Below are 20,875 nucleotides of genomic sequence, written 5' to 3' on the forward strand. Positions count from 1 at the left end.
AGTGGCGTAACCATTTCCGGGCCGTTGGTGCGGATGAACTCTGGGGGTGGGCCTGAGAGTGGGGGTTCGGTGGCTGCAAAGGCGCCGAAATCACCTGCATTAATTACTGCAGGTGAAACAAACCTTGCTCCTGTGAGGCTGGGGCATGATCGAAACTAATGAAAATATTGAGCCGAGCGCGCATAGCGTATGGACAACGACGGAAGGAGACTATCAGCAAGCCAGGCAGCAATTTGAAACCGGCCAACTCGCCAACGAAACCCGTACGGCTATTTTCGTAAACACGATCCGCAACAATCGCACGTTGATGGAATACGAGTTGGCGAGGGATAAGCCCGACATGACACAGGTAGAGCAATACCTTGTCGAGCTAGAATCGCTGCAAGATAAGATGCGCGAATACGCCCTTGCCATTCTTGATCTGGCAAATATAGGCATCGCAACACCAGAATACGCACTGGCCAGCGGCCGGCAAAGCACGAGTGACGGGATCGTTCAATTAGCCAATTTTCAAAAATTGCACTGGCGCATCGGCTCGCTTACGGATGACATGAAAAACGAGGGCCACTCCTGGTTCAGCGCCCTTGGCGGCAATGGGCCGGTCCCGGCAACCGCTCTTTTGAAATACCAGACCGACATTCAGGACCTTCAGACACAACAACAAGCATTACGCCACACCGCGCAAAAAAATGCCGAAGCCCTGTTGCCACCAAAAATGTTTGTTTGGGAACCCAGCGATTATCAAATTACCCCACAAGAAACATTGGCTCGCCCAGGTATTCCGTTGCGCGAATTTTCCATGCCCTGCGGCGGTTCGACGCTTAAACATTTTTCATTGCTCGACCTGAACGGCGGTAGAAAGCTTTTAGGGGAAGCGGAGAAGCTTCATTCCGCTGACGATATAGCCATCTCAATAAAAGCCGCACAGAAACCTGGCGAAGACAAAGAGTTGGAAAAACTGCTACTGGACAGCGGTGCTCAAAGGTACTCTCTGAAAGATCATTGGTTCGATAAAAAGGGACTGTTCAAACCAGAAACCTTCTGCAACGCCATCGAAACCGCCGGCGTATTGATCGAAAGAAGCGCGGAAGAACTTCTGGACTGGGGTACGCAGCTACGAAGCTTCCTGTTTGAGGCGGAAGCGAAACGCCACCTGTTGAGTTTTGACGACAGCTACACAGCGCAATTTACCCGCCTTGTGATTAGTGGAATACCCGGAGAGCTGGGAAAAACTCTGGAAAACAATCTAACAATCAATATTCTTACAGGGATTGACGGCCCAGACAGCGCCCCATCCTCTGGTGTGCGCGGCAGCCAGGCAACAGCAGGCTATACATTTGGCCAGGCCAGCATTGGCGCTGATCTGGTTTACCGCCAAGGCCAACTGGATCTAATTTCGCTCACGTTTCCAAAGCCGGAAGAAGCAACGCCAGTGACGATTTCCTACGTAACAGAAAGCGACGGCGGCCACTTGGAACTGGGACACTTCTCTTGCGAACTGAATGTAAAGTGTTGGGGGTACGTCGGTGCTCGCATCCTGCTCAGCCGTTCCATTGGCGTAGAAGCCTCCCCAGAAGCCGGCATCCAGATTACAGGCATAGATTACAAAAACCGCGAAGCCACAGGGGCAGAGTTCGACACCTTCGCCGGAGCCCAGACCGGCCTGATGGCTCACGCTGACATGAAATGGGCGATACCAGACCGTCTGCGCAAATCCAGAAAGTGGAAGTTGATCGGCGAAGATGTCCCCAAATGGATAAGCTTAGGCACCATGAGTGCCGACTTGATCGGTTCCGGCGGCGTCGGAGCACAAGGCGACATCGGCATCGGTTTGAAAAACGGGCGACTGATTTTTTACGCTAAGCATCGCATCGTTGCCGGCCTGGGTGGTGGATATTCCATCGGATTCGAAATAGCCTTCAACGCCATCCCGCTGTGGATACAACTGCTCCAAATGGAACTTCATGACAACGGCTACCGCCGCGTCTATTGGATTGACGACGATGCGTTCAAATACCTTGGCATGTTGACTAATTTGTTTCTTTCTTCGGCCCTGAATATCTCTTTTCTAGCCACGCAGACTTATGACTTTGTTGAAGAAATCTATCGTGACTTTAACAGCGGTAAAAACGCAGGGATTATAGCGACGAGCATAACGGAAGCTATTGAAATCAATGAAGGTACACGAGTGGTTTCTGACGATCGCCCGCGAGTATCGTTGGATTCGTACAGGTCCTGGTTCTCAGGCTTGCAGCCCGAAGCAATTGGGCCAATGCTGCATAACTTGGTGTCTGAGCCGGTCACCTTCAGAGGCAGAGAAGGAGAAGAGTCTAAATCTGCAGATGAAATGCTATAGCTCCAACAAGCTTCGATCTTACAGTGTTTAAGATGGATAGCGGAATCATACTGGGTCGGCGAAATATTGCGCAAACGCTATTCCTTCATTACTGGTGAGGCTGATACTTTCTACCGCCAAGCCGCCGATGGAGGAGAAGTCTATGCAATGCTGCGGTTTGCCCAAAAAGGCAATATGTGCGGAACACTCCGAGATTGCGATTACGATCACAAGCAGTGGCTAGATCGTGCGGAAGAAACGGCATTAGCTCGCGCTGAAACCGGTGACGCGGTCGCTATGATGGAACTTTTTTCTGTTTCCTGGATGCAAGGTAATGAAAAAGCAGCGTTTAATTGGATTTTAAAAGCAGCTGAAGCCGGCGATGCAGTAGCTCAGCATTGGCTTGCTATTGGTTTGCTGAGTGAAAGAGAAATGGGCTTCTATTGGACAGAAGCTAGCCGCCGAAAAGATGTCCTGAAATGGCTCAAAGCCTCAGCAGAACAAGGGTTCCCAAAGGCCATTGAAAATCTGGCCGTCGAATATTACAAGGACGGACGATTTGAAGACTGCCACGAATGGGTCGATCGCATGGGGCAAACCGACTATTTCGACGCCTTATATAATTACGGTTTGGTCCTTATGGATGGCCCCGAGGGCATGTACCGTTATCCTGAAACTCGTTCAGTTGATGGCCTTGCAACATTGCTGGCCCTGCACAGACAAACCGGCAGTTCCGCTGTACAAAGAAGTATTGATCGACGTTTGCCAGATCTTGATCCCGAGATTGTGAATGAGGCAAGAGCTCGTTCTGAGAATTTACTCGTTGACACCCCCATACTCCACTACCTACCCAAGTTCGGTATCTGAACTCTTAACCGAAGCAATAAATTAGATTTTATAGTGCGTACATTCAAGAGCAAAACTTGAAAACCCTGAAAAACACTGGATGGACACGTTATTTCTGCGCAAACTTACAAGCTAACCAGCCGACAAGCGCCATTCATCTCGAACAGGCGGTTTATATCAGGAAATTATTAATCAATGGCTTTACCCTACTTCCTCGGCTGCCCGCAATGGCAAGACTCGGCCTGGAACACCTTGTTACCACCAGGCCAGGCACCACTGGCCCGTTACAGCCAGGTGCTGAATTGTGTAGAAGGCAACACGACGTTTTATGCCACGCCCAGCCAGGAGCAGTGCCGCCAGTGGCGCTTGCAAGTGCCAGACGATTTTCGCTTTCTGTTCAAATTTCCCCGTCGAATTACTCACGATCAATTACTGTCAGGAATAACGGCTGACACAAACGCCTTTTTGGATATACTTTCGCCGTTGAATGACGTGCTCGGCCCAATGTTCATTCAGCTGCCGGCGGCTTTTAAGCCGGAACATCTGGATCGGCTGTGGCGGTTTATGGATAAATTGCCAGAATCTCTCTCCTGCGCTGTAGAAGTTCGTAACAGCGCATTTTTCAGTAAGGGCGAGGCCGAAAAAGCGCTCAACCGCGGGCTGCGTGAACGCAACAAGGCCCGTGTCTGTCTGGACAGTCGGGCGCTCTTCTCGGCAGAACCCAGCACCGATATCATTCGCGATGCCCAGCGCAAAAAGCCGAGGGTTCCGGTTCATCTCCTGCCGGTGGACGCTCCACCGATGATCCGCTACATCGGCCATCCCCGGCTTGAGCAGAACCGTCCGTTTCTGGCGCCTTGGGTAGAACGTGTCGGCCAGTGGATTGAACAGGGCCAACAGCCCTATGTGTTCATGCATATGCCCGACAACGACGATGCACTGGCACTGGCGCAACTTTGGAGTAGGCTGTTACAAGACCGCTTACCACAGATAGCCGCTTTGGATCTGGCCGCGCAACGGCCCCAGCTTGGATTGTTTTAATGAAAAGAACCTCGCTCACCCTTGAAAGTCTTGACTACGGGGCACAACAGCTCGCCGCTGTGGATGCGGACCTTGGCCGTATTTATACCCGCTTGGGTGCGCCGCCGCTGTGGGCTCGGGAGCCTGGTTTTGCTTCACTGGTGCACATTATTCTGGAGCAACAAATTTCCATAAAGGCCGCGCAAACCGTGTTCGAACGGCTATGTGCCCACCTGGGAGAAATGTCGCCGCAGCGGATGGTTTCAGCCGGTGAGGAGGAACTGAAGGCGTTTGGGCTAACTCGTCAAAAAGCCCGTTACTGCTTTGGATTGGCAGAGCGCATTCATACCGGAAAACTCAATTTGGCGCAGTTAGACGCTCTGAGCGATACCGAAGGGCGCGACGCGCTCTTGGCTGTCCCCGGGCTGGGCCCATGGAGCGTTGACGTATACTATCTGATGGCATTGCGCCGGCCGGATGTTTGGCCGCTGGGTGATTTGGCACTGGCAGCGGCCATGCAGGAGATCAAACAGCTGGACGCACCCGCAACCCACCAGCAACAGGTGGGCATTGCCAACGCTTGGTCGCCTTGGCGCGCCGTCGCTGCGCGGCTGCTGTGGATGCACTATCTAGACAGTCGCTAGACGCCCACGAACAAAACGCAGCGCCAAAGCGACAACGCCTCATTATTTGTATAACTTATCCACTAACAGTTACCCACAGAAGCTGTGGATAACATTGTGAGCAGGGCAAGGATAGGTCTAATGAACCCCTAAAACACAGGGCTTGCGGGGATGTGGTGTGAAATTGATCAGCTCGAGCAAGCTGATCAATTTATGTTCAGCCCGAGGCATTAATCGAACAATATCAAGCGCACTAAAGTTTCAATCCGCTTGACACAGGGGGCAATAATACAACCGCCGGCTGGCAACGCTGATTTTTACGATGGGCGTTTCGCATTCGTAGCAAGGCTCAGAGTCGCGATTGAACACCATAAATCGGCGCTGAGAAAAAGTACGCCCTTCCCGTTTTAGCCTTTTCACTCGCTCAGGATCGTTGGTAATGCCTTTCAGGCGGTAAGTCCGTTCGATCAAAACCAGAATGGCCTTGGCCAGGCGCTCGCGGGCTTCTGATGGCAAGTCCTTTGGCTTTACGGACGGCATCAAGCCCGCTTCAAACAGGATTTCCGAGCGCAGATAATTGCCCACGCCGGCGACAAACCCCTGGTCCAAAAGCAAACCGCCCAAGCCGCGGCCGCGAAAGCGTTTATCGTCAAATTGCGCGAGCACGTTTTCAACTGAAACGGTCTGGTTGACCGGATCGGGGCCCAAGCGCGTCAAATACGCTACCTGTTCCAGATCGTCAGGCCGCACCAGTTGAATGTCAGATGCACTATAAAGCCAAGCGGCCTTTTCTGACCCGATAACCGCAAAGCGGAGTTGCCGCCCGGTTTTCGGCTGGGCATTCGTTTTGCTAATGCGCCACTGGCCGTAAAGCTGGTTGTGGCTGTACACGCACCAAGGCCCGTCATCGCCGAGGGCCGAAAAAAACACCAGTACGGCTTTACCGCGGGCCTCTACCGCCGTTACCAGGCGGCCGGCCAATGTTGGTTCAAAGCTCTTGAAGCGGTCGAATGCAAAAAACACCTTGTCCGCCTTGCATTGGCCAACGGCGTTTTGAATATCGTCGACCATGCGGCGTATCTCGGGTCCTTCAGGCACTCTTATTCTCCATCACTGTTCGCCGTCGATTAAATTGTCGTCTAACCTACGGGGCTTAGGACAGAACCGATGACATCACAGCGCCGCCAACGCCTCGTCCACCGGCGTAGTGCCAGAGAGCACTTCGAATGTACGGTTATCGCAGTTGTCTGAATTCAATACCGCCAACAGTACATTGGCTACGTCTTCCCGGGGAATGTCACCTGAGCGGTCCAGGGTTTCATGAATATCGACCTTACCGCTGCCCGAATCTTCAGTAAGTGGGCCGGGGCGTACAATGGTGTAGGTTAGGCCGCTGGCCATCAGATGCTCGTCCGCTTTGTGTTTTGCTTCCAGATAATGGCGAATCTTTTCAGGGGCGTCGCCAGGCTTGTCTGCGCGCATACTGCTGACAATTATAAAGCGCTTGATACCCATTTGTTTTGCGGTGTCCATCAGATTGATGGCGCCGTTCTGATCTACGTCGACAGTTTTTTCAGGGCCGGTTTTGGGGCCTGAACCTGCGGTAAAAATAACCGCCTCACAACTGCGTAACGCTTCGCGGCAATCACCTTCCAGGTTCCCCACCACGGTTTCGGTAGCGCCTAGTTTTTGCAGATCAGGCCCCTGCTCCGGGTCACGAATCAAGGCCCGTGCCTCGTGCTCGGTGTCTGCCATCTTTTCCAATAAATGACGGCCTATCTGGCCATTGGCTCCAGCAATTAATACACGCATGATGTGATCTCCTGTTGCAATGACTTGATAATGTACCTAATGATCTCTGTGCGCCAACGCGCTCTTTCAAGGCCTGATGGAGCCAAGTCGTAACTAAGTAAGAACTAAGGAGGAACCAGGTTGAAAAGACTCTTTGCTGTTTTTGTATTGGCCGCCTTAATGGCCACTTTTTTCAGCCTTGCTGCCGAACCCGTTCCGGTTGAGCAAAAACTCATCCGCATTCACGCCAACGATGTGCTGGGCGAGTTCCCCGGCATTGAGCATGAATCCGTTGATTTGCAGGCTGTCCTAGCAGATATGGCCGAGGATCCGCTGCTGGTACTAAAGGCAAGAGCGGCTCTGTTGAAATACCCGGGTATGGCCCGACAGCTGCTAAAAACTTACGGCGGCGAGCCGGAGTTTCAGGAAATTCTGCGGCAACATGGCGATTCGGTGTTTCCACCCATCCAATATTTTGTGTCCAATTCTGTTGAATCCATTGAATGGGTGAACCGGGCTGGCACGCAATATCAGCTCTTTAAAAAATGGTTTACCGATCACGAAAACAGCTTGGCGATCGTTGATTCTGCACGGCCACTAACACCCACCGAGCGCGGCTGGTACGCGGTTCAATATATTCATACTGAAGGTCATGATTTTCTGGGCCAATTTCTGGTTAATCCTGAGGGCAAGGTTGAATGGCTTGCCAGCGAGCGTGTTCTGGAAGGCCTGAACCAGTTTTTCGCCGGTGGCCTGCGCCAACTGGAAAAACGCCATCGCATGAATGAACCCATTGGCGCCGGGGATATTGGCTGGGCGGCGCTGGATGTGGTGGTGTTCGCCAGCGCGGTGAAAGTTCTGCGTATTGGTCGATTCGCTGCCGCAACCACCCAGAATGCCAGCCGCGGCACGCGCTCTGCGGCTCTGGCAGTACGCTTCAGTCGCGGTGGCCGCTTAGTACTCAGTAGTGCCCGCTATGCCAAATGGCCACTGATTGTAGGCGCAGGCTATCTGGTTATTACCCATCCCAGCCTGATTAACGACTTCCTGGTCGAACTGGCCGACGTGATTGGCGCACCGGCCTTGCTGATTCAAATTGTTGGTTGGTTATTGCTGCTAATGCCGGCTCTTTATATTTTGCGCGGCCTTCTTTGGCTTATAACGCCTCTGTTGCAAGCTGTACTTTGGAGCATCGGGCGCCTGCTAGCGCAGCTTAGCGGTCGCAGCGCGGCCTGAGGCGGTTACGCCAATGGCTGCGAGCTAAGCTGCGCGACCTGTGTTTTATTTTGAACAAACACAAACGGGCTAGTAGCAACATGCCCCAACGCCTATCATAGCTTCCTTTCTTTTTGCCGGATGTTCTTATGCTCAGGGGCGTATTGCTAATCGCATTTGCGGCCGTGCTCTGGTCTACCACCAGCATCGTCGCTAAATTTCTGTTTGCCAGTTCTGATCTGGGAGGCCTTACCCTGGGCTTACTCCGATTAATGGTAGCCCTGCCGTTTTTCTGGCTGTTGATGCGCCGCGAACAACACCGGCTGGCCCGCCAGCAACGGCAAAACCCGACAGACGGCCCTGCGCCGCTCACCCGCCTGCGAGAAATTCCGTTAAACGCTTTGGTGCCACTGGCCGGGCTGGGCATTTTTCAAGCATTTTACCAGGGCAGCTATCTGGTGGCGGTAGATTTGACCGGCGCCGGCATTGCCACTTTGATTTCACTGTGCCTGCCACCTGTGTTTGTGGCCCTGTTGGCGGCACCCATACTGGGTGAAAAACCGGGCGCGATTACCCTGGCGGCACTGTTCGTTGCCATAGCCGGTACCGTTATGCTGGTGTTAAGCGATATGGAAACTGCGGGTACGCTACGCCTGGCCGGTATTTTAATGTCGCTGCTGGCCGCGGCGGTGTACACCGGGTTCAACCTGACCAGCCGTTACAACTCTGCGCGAACGCCGGTGTTTACCACCGCTTTTCTGTGCTTCTTCACCGCTGCGTTGGTCTTGCTGCCAGCGGTCTATTTCAGCGGTGGCTTTGCCGAAGTGCAAAACTTGCAATGGCAGCACTGGCTGATGGTGATTTACATCGGGGTAGTGCCAACCTGTATCGGCTACCTATGCTTTTTTGCAGGCATGCAGACAACGCCGGCCACCCTGGCCAGCATCATCGTTATTCTCGAACCCTTATTTGTCGCACTACTGGCATGGCTGATTCTGGGCGAGGAATTAGGCACAATCGGCCTTGCGGGCGCGTTTATACTCACCGTAGCGGTGGTGGTAGCGTCACGCTACGGTAACCAACCACGGCCAGCCAACTAACGAGTGGGCGTTAAAGGCTGACCGCGCGCATCAGTCTTTGCGCTGGTGTTCAAGCATATCGGGCTGCAGAATTTCAATCCAGTAGCCGTCGGGGTCTTTTATAAACGCCAGGCCCTTCATTTTGCCGTCATCCGGCTTTTTCACAAAATCGACGTGCAAAGCCTCGAACCGATCACAGGCCGAGTAAACATCCGGCACCGCGATACCAATGTGGCCAAAGCCCTGGGGCTGGTCGTTGCCGTTGTGGTAGGCAAAATCGTCGTCGTTCTCCGTGCCCCAGTTATGAGTCAGCTCCAACATGGCTTCGCGGCCAAAGGTGTAGGTGGTGCGATAGGCATCATCGGTCGGCACCATGCTGGCCTGACGATCATCCAGATACCCCAGAAAATACAGGGTGAACTTCATCTCCGGAAAGTCAAGTTTGCGGACCAAACGCATACCCAGAACCCGACTGTAAAAATCCAGGGATTTTTGAGGATCTTTTACTCGTAACATGGTTTGGTTAAATACGAAGCCTTCAGTTTCTGGTACCGGCTCGTGATGAAGTCCGGGCGCCTGTTCAAAGTGTTTTGGCATAATGAAAACCTGTTGGTAAGCCGCGCAATGCCTATAAGCACGCAGCCGATGAATGGCAGGTGTACAAGGTTTAATTGTGATCCGCCGAGGGCTTTTCAAGGTTATGTTAGGCTACACACTCTAAATTGGCCATGTTGCTCTTATACGCCTGACGTGAGTACTTCCGCTGTGAACCAGCCCACTGAAAAACATCAAACCTGCCCGAAAGCGCCCGAACCAATACCCAAAGCGCAGGTTGAAACCACCAGAAGACGTGCTATCAATTCAAATCGAAAGGGCACATCTGGAAAACGTCTGGCGCTATTCAGCCTTTTGTTCGTCGCGCTCACAAGCGTTGGCCTTTACACCGTTTATACCCATTTTGCAGGCAAAAGCCTGAGCTTTGACAACCGCCTGTTGGAGCCGGCTACGCTGCTGCCTCTGGCCGCTCTGCTTGCTGTTTACTTCAGCACGGACGCCCTACGCCTTCACTTTACTCTGCGCGCACTGGGGCACCGGCTGAATGCCGCGGTCATCGCCCGGCTGGTGTTTATTAATCTGTTTTTCTCAAACGTCACGCCTATGGCCACCGGCGGCGGTTTTGCCCAAATCTGGTATCTGCACAAGCACGGCGTACCCATAGGCACCGCAACCGCGGCCACTACCATCCGCACTCTGTTGGCCGTTATCTTTATTTTTTCGCTGACACCGGTGTTTCTGCTGTCATTAGAAGCATTGGAGGGACGCGCAATCAGCGGCAATGTGGGTATCGCACTGACGTTCCTCATTTTGCTGTACTTGGGGTTTTTCGCGGTGCTGTTATTGCGCACACGGTGGCTTATGGCGCCTTTGGCGAAACTACTGACGGCTTTGTGGCGCCTGAAGCTGATAAGCGCTGAAGGCCACCGACACTGGCAGTTCAAGGCCAAGCGGGAGATGCTGAGGTTTTCCGCCAGTTTTGGCGACTATCTGCGCGGCCAGCCAATGTTTATTGCGCTGTCGGTGTTATTTACCGCTGTTTTTCTGCTCAGCCTGTTCAGCTTTCCGGCCCTTTTGCTCCACAGCCTGGATTACACGGTGGACTATATAACAACGCTAGGCTTGGTGGTGGTCACAACCTTCATCATGTACTTCTCGCCCACCCCGGGAGCATCAGGCATTTCAGAAGGCGTGTTTGGCAGTTTTTTCAGCGAGATCCTGGCACCCTCACATCTTCTGCTGGTGATTGTGGCCTGGCGTTTTCTGACCATTTATCTCGGTATGCTGATTGGCCTGGTGGTCATGCAACAGGAGTTAATACGGCAGCGGCGAGCAGAACCATGAATCGCCCACGGCTTCTGAAATGGCTCTTTTACCTTTGCCTCACCGTGGTGGTTCTGCTGGTGGGCTACAAAGTATACCTGAACCTGTTTATGAAGGACTTCAATTCGCTGCATTCCAAGCAGGCAGAGCGTATTAGCGAGGCCCTGGCAAACGACCAACCACTGCGCTTCGCGGTGGTTGGCAACATCAATAACTCCATCGGTATTTTTGAGGAACGTATCGTGCCGGCGCTAAACGCGGCCGAATACGACTTTATGGTGTCCGCCGGTAATGCGGTCAGCGGCGGTGGCGAGGACAAATACCGGGCGTTGTTTGGCTCGCTGGGGCACCTGGACATCCCCTGGTTGATGACCTTTGGCGACAACGAATATGACAACTTTGGCAGCTTCCGCTTTTACGATCATTTCGGCCCGCATTTTTACAGCGTACGCGCCGGCGTCAGCCGGTTAATCTTCCTCGACAGTACCGGCAAAACCGCTTGGCAATGGCAGCTGCATTGGCTCGATGAACTGCTGGCCGAAGACACCTCCAAGGCCCGCATTATCTTTATCGGTGACCCGCCGTTACACCCATCCCAAAGTGCGCCTTTTGACCAGAGTGACGACTATCTACAGCCACCGGAATTCCGTGAGGCACTGCTGGACATCGTCAAGAAGTACGACGTAAACGCGGTCATCTCTGCAAACCTGTCCCTTTACGACGAGCAAATAATCGACAGCACCCTATTTATAACCACCGGCGGTGCGGGCGGCCTGGTATTGAATGACGACATCAGTTTCTACCACTATCTGATGCTGCAAATTGATACTGACGGCAACGTCAGCCACACGCTGCAAAAGCTGGAAGTGGGCCAGCATCCGCTTTTGAAAAAACTGGAAAGCCTGTGGTTCTTTATCTATTCGCTGTTTTACACCGGCTACCTGAATTTCTTTTTACTGATAGCTGTGTTTTCCGCCATCGCTATTAAGCTTTACGGCCTTATCTTCGTTGGTAAAAACTACTACCCAGACTACGATCTGGACGCCACGCCCTTTTTGCAAAAGCCCATACGGGTGGCCATGTTCACCAACAATTATTTGCCGTTTATTGGCGGCGTGCCTATATCCATTGCCCGTTTGCGCCGGGGACTGGAAGCCATGGGCGACAGTGTGCTGGTGGTGGCGCCGCGTTATCAGAACCAGCCGGCACAGGAAGAAAGCGTCCTGCGGGTACCAGCGCTGCTCACCATGGGCTCCAAACGCGAATTCCGCTTGGCCAATATATTTTTAAGCCGCATTCGCAAACGCCTGCGGGCTTTCAAGCCAGACATTATTCACCTGCACCACCCCTTCTGGCTGGGGTCGCTCGGGCTGTTTCTGGCCCGCCGGTTAAAAGTACCCGCGGTGTACACCTACCACACACGGCTAGAGCATTACGCGCACTTTGTCCCCCTGCCAGGCATGCTGTTTCGTAATCTGATTTCCCACGCGCTGATCAAACGCTTTGCCAACAAGTGCGACACGGTGATTGTTCCCACTTACTCGATTGAAGAATATCTGCGGATGATCGGGGTGAAAACTCCCGTTTACGTGCAGCCTACCGGCATTGAGTATGAGCGTTTTCAGGCGGTGAACCCCGCCGATGTGCAAAAATTGCGCAAACGATTGGGCCTGAAAAACGAGAAAGTGCTGGTGAGTGTGTCGCGACTGTCGAGCGAGAAAAACATCGACTTCATGATCGATGGGCTGAATGAACTGCGCGGCAAAACCGCCGTTGCGTTTCACTTTGTCATGATTGGCGAAGGCCATCAGCGTGAACGCCTGCAACAAAAGATAGACGGTCTGGGTTTACAGCAGCACATCACCCTGGCCGGCAGCGTTGAGCCAGAGGCTATGGCCACCTGGTATCAATTGGGCGACATCTTTGTGTTTGCGTCGAAATCAGAAACCCAGGGCATGGTGATTCTGGAGGCCATGGCGGCAGGTTTGCCGGTAGTGGCCGTGCGCTCAAGCGGAATTGATGACGTAGTACGCCAAGGCTTCAACGGTTTTAAAACACCGGAGAAACAGGGCCTGTGGTGCGAGCGAGTACAACAATTACTGGAACAGGATGAGCTGCGCCAACAATTGGCAGAACAGGCCCTGGCCTTTGCCAGGGACTATTCAGTCGAGCAGTTTGCCAAAGACGTGCGTCGAATTTACGGTGAAACGCTGGCACTGGCCGCCAAAAAGGCGAGACCTAGAAGGTCTTAAAGCCGCAGACCGCTAACGGCTTTTCCGATGCTCACGGCTTGCGCTGGATAAAAGCGTTGAGCCCATCAGGAACGGGCTTTTTCACCTTCCAGGCTTAGTTTGGCCTGACGTGCACGCTCGGCCTGCTTGCGTTTTTTGCGTTCAGCAACAACGCGGGCCGCATCGCCCCCTACGTGAACTTCACCCCGTTCCTCGGCCAGGCGCATTTGCCGTTCGCGCTCGGCGAATCGTGCCTTTTGGGACTCGCTTGATACGCCAGCGCACTGGTGACAGCTCACGCCTTTGTTGTACTCCGGCCGCAGCTTGTCATTTTCAGTGATCGGGCGACGGCAGGCGTGGCACTGGTCATAATCGCCACGTTCGAGACGATGATTGACCGTGACACGATCGTCAAATACGAAACATTCACCTTCCCACAAGCTTTTCTCTTCCGGCATCTCTTCCAGGTATTTTAAAATGCCACCTTTGAGGTGATACACCTCGTCAAAGCCCTGCTCTTTCATATAGGCCGTCGATTTTTCACAGCGAATACCACCGGTGCAGAACATGGCAATTTTCTTGTGTTTGGCCGGATCAAGGTTCTGTCTTACGTACTCGGGAAATTCGCGAAACGTATCTGTGGCGGGGTTAAGGGCGTTTTTGAAGGTGCCGATTTCCACTTCATACTGGTTGCGGGTATCGACCAGCACCACCTCGGGATCGGAAATCAATTCGTTCCACTGCTCGGGATTCAGGTAGGTGCCCACGATGCGCTTTGGATCAATACCTTCAACGCCCATGGTGACAATTTCTTTCTTCAGCTTGACCTTGGTGCGCTTGAACGGCTGCTCGCCGACAAACGATTCCTTGTACTCAATACCGGCGAAACGGTCATCGCTGTTAATCCAGGCCTTTACCGCATCAACGCCGTCGCGGCTGCCGGCTACGGTGCCATTCATGCCCTCACTGGCCAACAATAATGTGCCGTGCACACCTTTTTCCAGCATCAGGCTCAGCAGCGGCTGGCGAAGGGCCTGGTAGTCGTTCAGAACAGCGAACTTATACAGCGCACACACAACAACGACATCGGTCATAGCAATCTCCTGCGGGCCGGACCGTAAATCCGGAGCATGGTTAGGATAGTCTGGTATTCAAAGAGGGAGTAATTTTAGCCAATTAAGGCGATGGATCAAGTCAGGAGTGGCCGCAGCAGTGCGCTGCAGCCAGATATCACCAGGAAATTTAGCGGCTGGCAGCCAGTTCGCGTTCCACCACAGCCGACAGCTGACCCCAGCCCGGACGGGTCAGGACGATGTTATCGACCATCACAGTGGGTGTGCTGACCACTCGCAACTGCGTTGCTACTTTGGCACTTTGTTCAATGGCCTCGCGGTGCAGTTCGGTGGCCATGCAGCGGCTGAATCGATTTTCACTCAGCCCAAGGTCGCCAGCATAGCGGGTAAACGTTGCCTGCGGATCTGAAACGTCCGCCCAGGCCGACTGATTGCTGTACAACGCATCGTGCATGGGCCAAAAGGCGTTCTGGTCGCCCGCACAGCGCGCGGCTTGGGCCGCCGGCATGGCGTTGGCGTGCTGTGATAACGGCAGCTCAAAGTACACAAAACGCACCTTGCCGCTTTCCACGTACTCTTTTTTCAAGCGTTGGCTAGCGTCGGCGAAGCGGGCGCAGGCCGGACACTGATAATCCGCAAATTCCCGCACCACAACCGGCGCATCCGCTGCACCCACTGAAACACCAAACTGGTCCAACCCAGCTGGAAACTCCGGTGTACCTTCTTTTGCAACGGGCAGTTCATCAGAATCCGGCGACGGGCCAGACGTTATAAAAAACAGGCCAATCAACATGGCGACGACAATCAAAGTCATAACACTCAAGGCCAGAGAGCGCTTGCTGGACGGTTTATGAGCCCCAGCGGAACCGCTGTGATGGCGACGTTTTGCTTCACCCATGAAAACCAACTCCGTTGCGTGTTAAAAGCTTAGCAGTAGAGCATAAACTGTAGTGCCGGCCTAGTCATCGGATTCGATGTATTTGCCGTATACACACAAAATTCTACTAATTAAGGAAGATTCAATGTTGGGATTATTTAAAAGCGATCCGAAGAAAAAGCTGCAAAAAGCTTACGAGGCCAAGTTGGAAAAAGCACTTCACTATCAGCGCAATGGGGATTTACGCACCCACAGCACGCTGATGTTAGAGGCAGAGAGCCTGTATGCGAAAATTCAAGCGCTCGAAAAGAGCGCCTGAATACAAAACAACGGCGCTGCTGTCATCAGCACGAGCCGAATACTTACGTTTAGCCTATTCGCCTGATAGCTGTCGAAGGCGCTGGTTAAGGCGGTTTACTTCCCTACGCATTTGCTGAACTTCATCCAGCAAATCGAGCGATACCGCCAGACCCGGCAAATTCAGTTTCAAATCCTGCTGCAGTCTTAGCGCCCGCTGTAGGCGTGTTAAAGCCATTACATCGAATTGCCAGTCCCGCGGTGGGTGGTCCTCTTCAATGGGCGACACAATGCCGTAGTTCACCAGCTTAATCACGAATTCTGCGTGGCATTCGCCACGTTCGCAAATCTCGTGCAATGTAAACACACCACCGTCGGTATCGGTAATTTCTACAGTCAAAATGCGGTCTTGTCTGCTCATCCCAAACCTCCGGTTACACGTGCAGTTTGGCGCGTGGGTTGAAGTCTTTTTCGGCGTCTGCCAGCTGTTGGTAAATGGCCAGCGTTTGTTCCGAATGCTCCTCAGGTAGCGTCACCAGCAACGTCACAATCTGGTCACCCACGTGCTTGCCAGGCAAGCCCTTGCCTTTCAGGCGCAGCTTGCGACCGCTGGAAGAACCTTTCGGTACCTTCACGCTCACCTTACCACCGACTACCGGCACTGTAATGCTGGCACCTAACGCGCCCTCCCACGGGCTGATAGGCACAGTGATCAGCACGTCGTTGCCTTCTACTGTGAACTGCGGATGAGGCGCCAGTTCCATCTCAATAAACAGGTCCCCGGCGCTGGCACCACCCACGCCGGGCGAACCCTGGCCTTTCAGGCGAATGTGCTGGCCCTCGCGCATGCCAGCGGGGATTTTGACCTTGAGGGTTTTCTGCCGCGCCGCAACCCGGCCATGCTCGTCTGCGCTGTGCACAACGAACGACACCTGTTTGTCGCAACCGTTGTAGGCTTCTTCCAGAAATAGCGCCAGGCGGGCATGAATGTCTTCACCGCGCATGCGCGTGTTCTGACGAAAACCGCCGCCACCGGCCTGCTGGCCACGGCCAAACATCTGCTCGAAAAAGTCACTGAACTGGCTGGCATCGGCTTCGGTGTAGCCACCGCGGCCAAAACCGGATTCACTCTGCCAGCCAGGGGGTGGCTGGAATGAACCGTCAGGTTGCGCGCCGTACTTGCGCAACTGGTCGTATTCGGTGCGTTTTTCCGGGTCTTTCAGAACTTCATAGGCTTCGCCGACATTTTTGAACATCTCATCGGCGTTGTCTTCCTTGCTCACGTCCGGATGATATTTCCGCGCCAGTTTGCGATAGGACTTTTTAACGTCTTCGGGAGAGGCAGACTCGCTCACACCGAGCACGGCGTAATAATCTTTGAAATCCATGGCTTTCCTCATATCGGCGCACAGCGGCTCGCAGCGGCTCAAAGATGGTTATCCTACTATCTATCATCGGCCCAAACGGGAAAATTGCAAGTGAGTTGCCGCAGCTAACCGGTTTAGCGGTGCAGGCGTTTCATCCAGGCGACCAGCATTGGCGTCAGAAGAATCAGCACGGTAATGCGCAACAAATGGTGAGAAGTGACAAAGGCCGGCTCGATACCCAGCGACAAAGCGACCAGGCTCAACTCAGGCGCCCCGCCAGGCATGTACGCCAACAGCGCAGCAGCGGCCGAATAGCCCGTCAGCGCGTAGGCCACCCAAGCGGCAGCAAAGGCGATCAGCAGCAACACCAGCGCCTGCACGAATGCAATCAACAGGTTAAATCCCACCTCCTTCAACGAGGTGCCGCCAAAGCGAACACCTACAGAAACGCCAATCAACACTTGGGCGAAAGCCACAATAAACGGCGGTACGCTGGCGTCGCTGATGCCAGTGATGTGCAGTGCCGCGGACGCTATAACTGGCCCGAACAGCAGCGGGTTGGGCAAGCGCAGCAGACGCCCCAGCCAGAAGCCAACTAAACCCGCGCCAATCAGCCACAAGGTGTCTATAAAATCGGGAAAGCTAAACCACTGGGCCAGCGACATAACCGGCGCTTGCAGGCTAACGTGACCAATAATTTGCAATAAGGGGGGAATTGCCAGTAACAGCACCAAAATACGCATGGCGTGGGTAAGCCCCACGACGCGCAGGTCAGCGCTGGTTTCAGACGCCATCAAAATCACCGTAGAAACACCGCCGGGCATGCCGGCATAAGCCGCTGTGTCGATGGAATTACCGGCTATGCGCCGGCTCATCCACACAGACACTGCCATCATAATTGCCGTACTAACCAGCATGATGCCAAGGCTGGCGGCCCACAACCTGATATCGCCGCTCATATCCGCGGTAAACGCGGTGCCCAGCATCACGCCGATTACCACCAGAACCGCTTTGCGCATGGTGGTGGGGGCTTGTAGCCGCATACCACCGAGGCTCAGCACCGTGGTAACAATCAGCGAACCCAGCAGCCAGGGCAACGGCATATGGATGACGTAAGCCACACCACCGCCGAAAACGCCCAATAACATCGTTGGCAACCGCCTGGCCGCATTCAAGCACCCGCGTTTCATGGCGCTTACCGTTCTTGCTTTTTCCACCACTTTCGCCGCTCTCTCTGCTCTTTTCACTTTATTCGTATTTAGGCATGAGTCAGCGACTTGCCGGGCAGCAGTTTTGCCATAATCAACGGCATCGTCACCAATAACGCCGCCGCGATCCACAACCCAATAGAGATACCAGACTGCCACAGAATGTTCATATCACCACCGCTGATGGACAACGCACGACGCAGATTGTCTTCCATCAGGCCCCCGAGCACGTACCCCAAAATGATCGGCGCAAGCGAGAACCCTAGCTTGCGCAGTGCGAAGCCCACCACCCCAATCACCAACATCATGTAGATCGCGGTCAAGCTTGAGTGCAACTGGTACACCCCCACAAATGCCAGAATGGCTATGCCTGGAACCAGCGCCCAGCGTGGAATGGTCAGAACTTTTGCAAACAGGCCGGCCAGCGGTAGGTTCAACAACAACAGCACGATGTTACCGATGTATAGGGAAGCAATCAGGCCACCGGCCACCTCCGGGCGTTCGGTGAACATCATAGGCCCCGGGGTGATGTTGTACAGCATCAGCGCACCCAACAGCACGGCGGTGGTGCCGGAACCAGGAATACCCAGAGTCAGCATTGGCACAAAAGAACCTACAGCTGCAGCGTTGTTGCCTGCTTCCGGAGCGGCCAGGCCGCGCATATCGCCGGTGCCAAAGGTATTGTCTTTGTCTGACAACCGTTTTTCAGTGGTGTAGGCGACCGCGCTGGCGACAGAGGCGCCGGTCCCTGGCAGTACGCCCACAATAAAGCCGATAATGCTGCTGCGGAGCATTGCCCATTTGCAGTACATAATCTCTTTCACGTGAACCATCACCCGGCCCACCGGTGGCATGTCGTCTTCCGCTTTTTTGCTGTGAGCGTGCTCCAGCATCAGCAAAATCTCACTGATGGCGAACAGGCCTATGATCATCACCACAAAGTCGACGCCGTCGTAAAGCTCTGGCATATCCAGGGTGAAGCGCATAACACCGGTGCCGGAATCAACACCAATCATAGCCACCAGCACACCCAGAACAGCACCAATGCCGGTTTTGACCGGGTCATTACCCATCATCACGGACATAGACGCAAAGGCGAACACCATCAACCCGAAGAATTCAGCGGGGCCAAACAGCACCGCCACTTCCGCCAGCATGGGCGCAAACAGCGTCAGGCCAATAATAGCAACGGTCGCGCCCACAAACGAGCTAACGGCAGAGAGCCCCAGCGCCGGCCCGGCCAGGCCTTTTTTCGCCAGTGGATAACCATCCAGTGTGGTCATTACCGCGCCGGCATCGCCGGGTACGTTGAGCAGAATACTGGACATGCGGCCACCGTACTCGGCGCCGGTGTACACGCCCGCTAGCAGAATAAGCGCAGATTCCGCCGGCAAGCCCAGCGTGTAGGCCAGCGGCATCAGAATCGCGATGCCGTTGATCGGTCCAATGCCCGGCAAAGCGCCAAACAGAGTGCCCAGCAAGGCACCCATAAACGCCAGCCCCAGGTTCAGGGGCGTAAGCGCGACATCAAAACCTTGAATCAGAAAATCAAACATGGCGCGGGCCTCAGTTAAATTTGGGCAGCCAAAGACCGGTTGGCAAAGAAATACCCAGCCCCTTAGTGAACAGGTAGTAGCTACCCACCGCCAGACACACACCTGTGACCAACGCCTTTTTCCAGGGCGCCTCGAACAAAAGTGCCAGAAGCAGCACCATCACAAAAGTGGTTATCATGAAGCCCAGGCGGGTAAACAGCATGGCGTACACCAGCAGAACAACCAGCACCGCAAGCAGCCTTAACGCAACGTGTTTGTCTGGCCATTCGCCGTTTTTGCCGGGACGAAACACCAGCACCAGCGACAAGCTGGCCAGAATGGCCGCCAACAGAATCGGGAAGGCCTTGGGCCCTACCGGTTCGTAGCTGAACAAAACCTCGAACTGCGACGCGTTAAAAGCAGCCAGCGCCGCCAGACCAATCAGGGCAATCCCTAAAATCCGGTCGGCGGCGATTCTCATTTTGTCAGCCCTACCTCTTTAGCCAGCTGCTTGAACTGTGTAACTTGCTGTTTCACGTAGGTGTCGAAGTCTTCGCCGAAGCGCGCCATCGGGAACAGGCCACGGGCTGCACGCAGTTCGCCAAACTTCTCTTTTTCAGACAGTTCTTTGAAAAGGTCTACCCAAGCGTTGTAGGCCTCGTCGCTGACGTCCGGGCCCATGTAGTAACCGCGCCAAATGGGCCATTCAACATCATAGCCCTGCTCAATGGCGGTGGGGATGTCGGCGTAAGGACCGCCCACGCGCTCGTCAGACAGTGCCGCCAGCACGCGTATCTTGCCGCTGTCCAGATGCGGGCGCAGCTCGGAAAGATCGCCGGTGAACACTTTGATATGTCCACCCAGCAGAGCAGCCAGTGACTCACCGCCGCCTTCAAAGGCTACGTAGCGCAGGTCGCGGGGTGAAATATCGGTGGCCTTGGCTATCAGAGCTGCTTTCATCCAGTCCTGACTGCCTACGGTGCCACCCGCACCGAATACAATTTCGCTGGGGCCTTTTTTGAGATCTTTCATCAGCTCGTCGAGATTTTGCCAAGGCGCGTCGGCTCTAACCACAATGGCTCCGTAATCCGCGCCCAGCGCACCCAACCAACGAACTTCGCCACCGTCGTACTTGCCGAACTTGCCCAGTGCCAGATTTACTGCAGCACCGGTACTGGCAGCCACAATCAGGCTGGGGTCGTCTCTACGAATGCCGTTAACGTGGTTGTAAGCAACCGCGCCGATACCGCCGGGCATATAGCTGACCATCATCGGGCGATCAATCAGGTTTGTGTCTTGCAGGCCGTTGGCCGCAAGGCGGCAGGTCAAATCGTAACCACCGCCAGGTTTGGCCGGAGCGATGCACTCGGTGGCGCCGGATTGGGCAGCGGCATTGCCAGAAACCAAAGCCGCGCCCATAACAAGCGGGGCCGACCAGCGCAGAAAAACGGAATTGAGTTTCATAAAAGACTCCCGTGTCTTTGTTGTCCACAAGGGTGA

At 54.2% G+C, this 20,875-nt stretch carries 20 protein-coding genes; 9 read left to right on the forward strand and 11 right to left on the reverse strand.

The window, feature by feature from the left end; genetic code table 11:
* Positions 1–145: 145 nt before the first annotated feature.
* From MIH19_RS15605 to MIH19_RS15620, 4 genes are all read left to right on the forward strand, one after another.
* Entirely contained in the window at positions 146–2,356 is a 2,211-nt protein-coding gene (locus MIH19_RS15605) for a hypothetical protein (RefSeq protein WP_249005739.1), read from the forward strand.
* Positions 2,357–2,422: 66 nt separating this feature from the next.
* A complete protein-coding gene (locus MIH19_RS15610) occupies positions 2,423–3,202 on the forward strand; it encodes a hypothetical protein (RefSeq protein ID WP_249005740.1) in 780 nt (259 codons plus the stop codon).
* Positions 3,203–3,376: 174 nt separating this feature from the next.
* Positions 3,377–4,222, forward strand: a complete 846-nt coding sequence (locus tag MIH19_RS15615) for a DUF72 domain-containing protein (RefSeq protein ID WP_249005741.1) — start codon at positions 3,377–3,379, stop codon at positions 4,220–4,222.
* Positions 4,222–4,845, forward strand: coding sequence for a DNA-3-methyladenine glycosylase 2 family protein (locus tag MIH19_RS15620; RefSeq protein ID WP_249005742.1), 624 nt, complete (start codon positions 4,222–4,224; stop codon positions 4,843–4,845). Before MIH19_RS15615 ends, MIH19_RS15620 begins: the two co-directional genes overlap by 1 nt.
* Before the next feature lie 240 nt (positions 4,846–5,085).
* On the opposite strand, the gene nei is transcribed toward MIH19_RS15620, so the two are convergent.
* On the reverse strand, positions 5,086–5,922 hold the full coding sequence (nei, locus tag MIH19_RS15625; RefSeq protein ID WP_249005743.1) for an endonuclease VIII: 837 nt from the start codon (positions 5,920–5,922) through the stop codon (positions 5,086–5,088).
* 75 nt (positions 5,923–5,997) lie between these two features.
* Complete coding sequence (locus MIH19_RS15630) at positions 5,998–6,636, reverse strand: SDR family oxidoreductase (RefSeq protein WP_249005744.1); 639 nt, start codon at positions 6,634–6,636, stop codon at positions 5,998–6,000.
* A gap of 120 nt (positions 6,637–6,756) precedes the next feature.
* On the opposite strand from MIH19_RS15630, the gene MIH19_RS15635 reads away from it, so the two are divergent.
* Together MIH19_RS15635 and MIH19_RS15640 are read left to right on the forward strand one after the other, a co-directional pair.
* On the forward strand, positions 6,757–7,851 hold the full coding sequence (locus tag MIH19_RS15635; RefSeq protein ID WP_249005745.1) for a hypothetical protein: 1,095 nt from the start codon (positions 6,757–6,759) through the stop codon (positions 7,849–7,851).
* A 128-nt stretch (positions 7,852–7,979) separates the two neighbouring features.
* Complete coding sequence (locus tag MIH19_RS15640) at positions 7,980–8,930, forward strand: EamA family transporter (RefSeq protein ID WP_249005746.1); 951 nt, start codon at positions 7,980–7,982, stop codon at positions 8,928–8,930.
* A gap of 30 nt (positions 8,931–8,960) precedes the next feature.
* Here the strand turns inward: MIH19_RS15640 and gloA are convergent, their stop codons facing one another.
* Positions 8,961–9,506, reverse strand: a complete 546-nt coding sequence (gloA, locus tag MIH19_RS15645) for a lactoylglutathione lyase (RefSeq protein WP_249005747.1) — start codon at positions 9,504–9,506, stop codon at positions 8,961–8,963.
* Positions 9,507–9,674: 168 nt separating this feature from the next.
* Here gloA and MIH19_RS15650 point away from each other — a divergent pair, with 168 nt between their 5' ends.
* Together MIH19_RS15650 and MIH19_RS15655 are read left to right on the forward strand one after the other, a co-directional pair.
* The gene (locus MIH19_RS15650; RefSeq protein WP_249005748.1) at positions 9,675–10,808 is read left to right on the forward strand and encodes a lysylphosphatidylglycerol synthase transmembrane domain-containing protein; all 1,134 of its coding nucleotides are present in this window, start codon (positions 9,675–9,677) and stop codon (positions 10,806–10,808) included.
* Positions 10,805–13,039, forward strand: coding sequence for a glycosyltransferase (locus MIH19_RS15655; RefSeq protein ID WP_249005749.1), 2,235 nt, complete (start codon positions 10,805–10,807; stop codon positions 13,037–13,039). Before MIH19_RS15650 ends, MIH19_RS15655 begins: the two co-directional genes overlap by 4 nt.
* Positions 13,040–13,104: 65 nt before the next feature.
* On the opposite strand, the gene MIH19_RS15660 is transcribed toward MIH19_RS15655, so the two are convergent.
* Together MIH19_RS15660 and MIH19_RS15665 are read right to left on the reverse strand one after the other, a co-directional pair.
* A complete protein-coding gene (locus MIH19_RS15660; RefSeq protein ID WP_249005750.1) occupies positions 13,105–14,112 on the reverse strand; it encodes a rhodanese-related sulfurtransferase in 1,008 nt (335 codons plus the stop codon).
* 148 nt (positions 14,113–14,260) lie between these two features.
* Positions 14,261–14,989 (reverse strand): thioredoxin domain-containing protein, encoded by a 729-nt coding sequence (locus MIH19_RS15665; protein ID WP_249005751.1) that lies wholly within the window; start codon positions 14,987–14,989, stop codon positions 14,261–14,263.
* A 124-nt stretch (positions 14,990–15,113) separates the two neighbouring features.
* Between MIH19_RS15665 and MIH19_RS15670 the strand changes: the two genes are divergently transcribed.
* On the forward strand, positions 15,114–15,287 hold the full coding sequence (locus MIH19_RS15670; RefSeq protein ID WP_249005752.1) for a DUF6435 family protein: 174 nt from the start codon (positions 15,114–15,116) through the stop codon (positions 15,285–15,287).
* A 54-nt stretch (positions 15,288–15,341) separates the two neighbouring features.
* Here MIH19_RS15670 and MIH19_RS15675 read toward each other — a convergent pair whose 3' ends face one another.
* The 6 genes from MIH19_RS15675 to MIH19_RS15700 all read right to left on the reverse strand — a co-directional run bounded on the left by MIH19_RS15675 (position 15,342) and on the right by MIH19_RS15700 (position 20,839).
* Positions 15,342–15,686, reverse strand: a complete 345-nt coding sequence (locus tag MIH19_RS15675) for a chaperone modulator CbpM (RefSeq protein WP_249005753.1) — start codon at positions 15,684–15,686, stop codon at positions 15,342–15,344.
* Positions 15,687–15,699: 13 nt separating this feature from the next.
* Positions 15,700–16,653, reverse strand: coding sequence for a DnaJ C-terminal domain-containing protein (locus MIH19_RS15680; protein ID WP_249005754.1), 954 nt, complete (start codon positions 16,651–16,653; stop codon positions 15,700–15,702).
* 113 nt (positions 16,654–16,766) lie between these two features.
* A complete protein-coding gene (locus MIH19_RS15685; RefSeq protein WP_249005755.1) occupies positions 16,767–17,822 on the reverse strand; it encodes an AbrB family transcriptional regulator in 1,056 nt (351 codons plus the stop codon).
* Positions 17,823–17,890: 68 nt separating this feature from the next.
* Positions 17,891–19,396: a tripartite tricarboxylate transporter permease gene (locus tag MIH19_RS15690; protein WP_249005756.1), complete on the reverse strand. Its 1,506-nt coding sequence runs from the start codon at positions 19,394–19,396 to the stop codon at positions 17,891–17,893.
* 10 nt (positions 19,397–19,406) lie between these two features.
* The gene (locus tag MIH19_RS15695; protein ID WP_249005757.1) at positions 19,407–19,856 is read right to left on the reverse strand and encodes a tripartite tricarboxylate transporter TctB family protein; all 450 of its coding nucleotides are present in this window, start codon (positions 19,854–19,856) and stop codon (positions 19,407–19,409) included.
* Complete coding sequence (locus tag MIH19_RS15700) at positions 19,853–20,839, reverse strand: tripartite tricarboxylate transporter substrate-binding protein (protein ID WP_249005758.1); 987 nt, start codon at positions 20,837–20,839, stop codon at positions 19,853–19,855. Before MIH19_RS15700 ends, MIH19_RS15695 begins: the two co-directional genes overlap by 4 nt.
* Between the last annotated feature and the right edge of the window lie 36 nt (positions 20,840–20,875).

The sequence above is a fragment of the Marinobacter sp. M1C genome, from assembly GCF_023314135.1.
Classification (GTDB): domain Bacteria; phylum Pseudomonadota; class Gammaproteobacteria; order Pseudomonadales; family Oleiphilaceae; genus Marinobacter.

Bases quoted from the DNA above. Each gene is read 5' to 3' on its own strand.
- MIH19_RS15640 (WP_249005746.1), top strand. From the start codon at position 7,980: ATGCTCAGGGGCGTATTGCTAATCGCATTTGCGGCCGTGCTCTGGTCT.
- MIH19_RS15620 (WP_249005742.1), top strand. From the start codon at position 4,222: ATGAAAAGAACCTCGCTCACCCTTGAAAGTCTTGACTACGGGGCACAA.
- MIH19_RS15675 (WP_249005753.1), bottom strand. From the start codon at position 15,686: ATGAGCAGACAAGACCGCATTTTGACTGTAGAAATTACCGATACCGAC.
- gloA (WP_249005747.1), bottom strand. From the start codon at position 9,506: ATGCCAAAACACTTTGAACAGGCGCCCGGACTTCATCACGAGCCGGTA.
- MIH19_RS15615 (WP_249005741.1), top strand. From the start codon at position 3,377: ATGGCTTTACCCTACTTCCTCGGCTGCCCGCAATGGCAAGACTCGGCC.
- MIH19_RS15605 (WP_249005739.1), top strand. From the start codon at position 146: ATGATCGAAACTAATGAAAATATTGAGCCGAGCGCGCATAGCGTATGG.
- MIH19_RS15685 (WP_249005755.1), bottom strand. From the start codon at position 17,822: ATGAAACGCGGGTGCTTGAATGCGGCCAGGCGGTTGCCAACGATGTTA.
- MIH19_RS15655 (WP_249005749.1), top strand. From the start codon at position 10,805: ATGAATCGCCCACGGCTTCTGAAATGGCTCTTTTACCTTTGCCTCACC.
- MIH19_RS15700 (WP_249005758.1), bottom strand. From the start codon at position 20,839: ATGAAACTCAATTCCGTTTTTCTGCGCTGGTCGGCCCCGCTTGTTATG.
- MIH19_RS15630 (WP_249005744.1), bottom strand. From the start codon at position 6,636: ATGCGTGTATTAATTGCTGGAGCCAATGGCCAGATAGGCCGTCATTTA.
- MIH19_RS15690 (WP_249005756.1), bottom strand. From the start codon at position 19,396: ATGTTTGATTTTCTGATTCAAGGTTTTGATGTCGCGCTTACGCCCCTG.
- MIH19_RS15660 (WP_249005750.1), bottom strand. From the start codon at position 14,112: ATGACCGATGTCGTTGTTGTGTGTGCGCTGTATAAGTTCGCTGTTCTG.
- MIH19_RS15680 (WP_249005754.1), bottom strand. From the start codon at position 16,653: ATGGATTTCAAAGATTATTACGCCGTGCTCGGTGTGAGCGAGTCTGCC.
- MIH19_RS15670 (WP_249005752.1), top strand. From the start codon at position 15,114: ATGTTGGGATTATTTAAAAGCGATCCGAAGAAAAAGCTGCAAAAAGCT.
- MIH19_RS15665 (WP_249005751.1), bottom strand. From the start codon at position 14,989: ATGGGTGAAGCAAAACGTCGCCATCACAGCGGTTCCGCTGGGGCTCAT.
- MIH19_RS15695 (WP_249005757.1), bottom strand. From the start codon at position 19,856: ATGAGAATCGCCGCCGACCGGATTTTAGGGATTGCCCTGATTGGTCTG.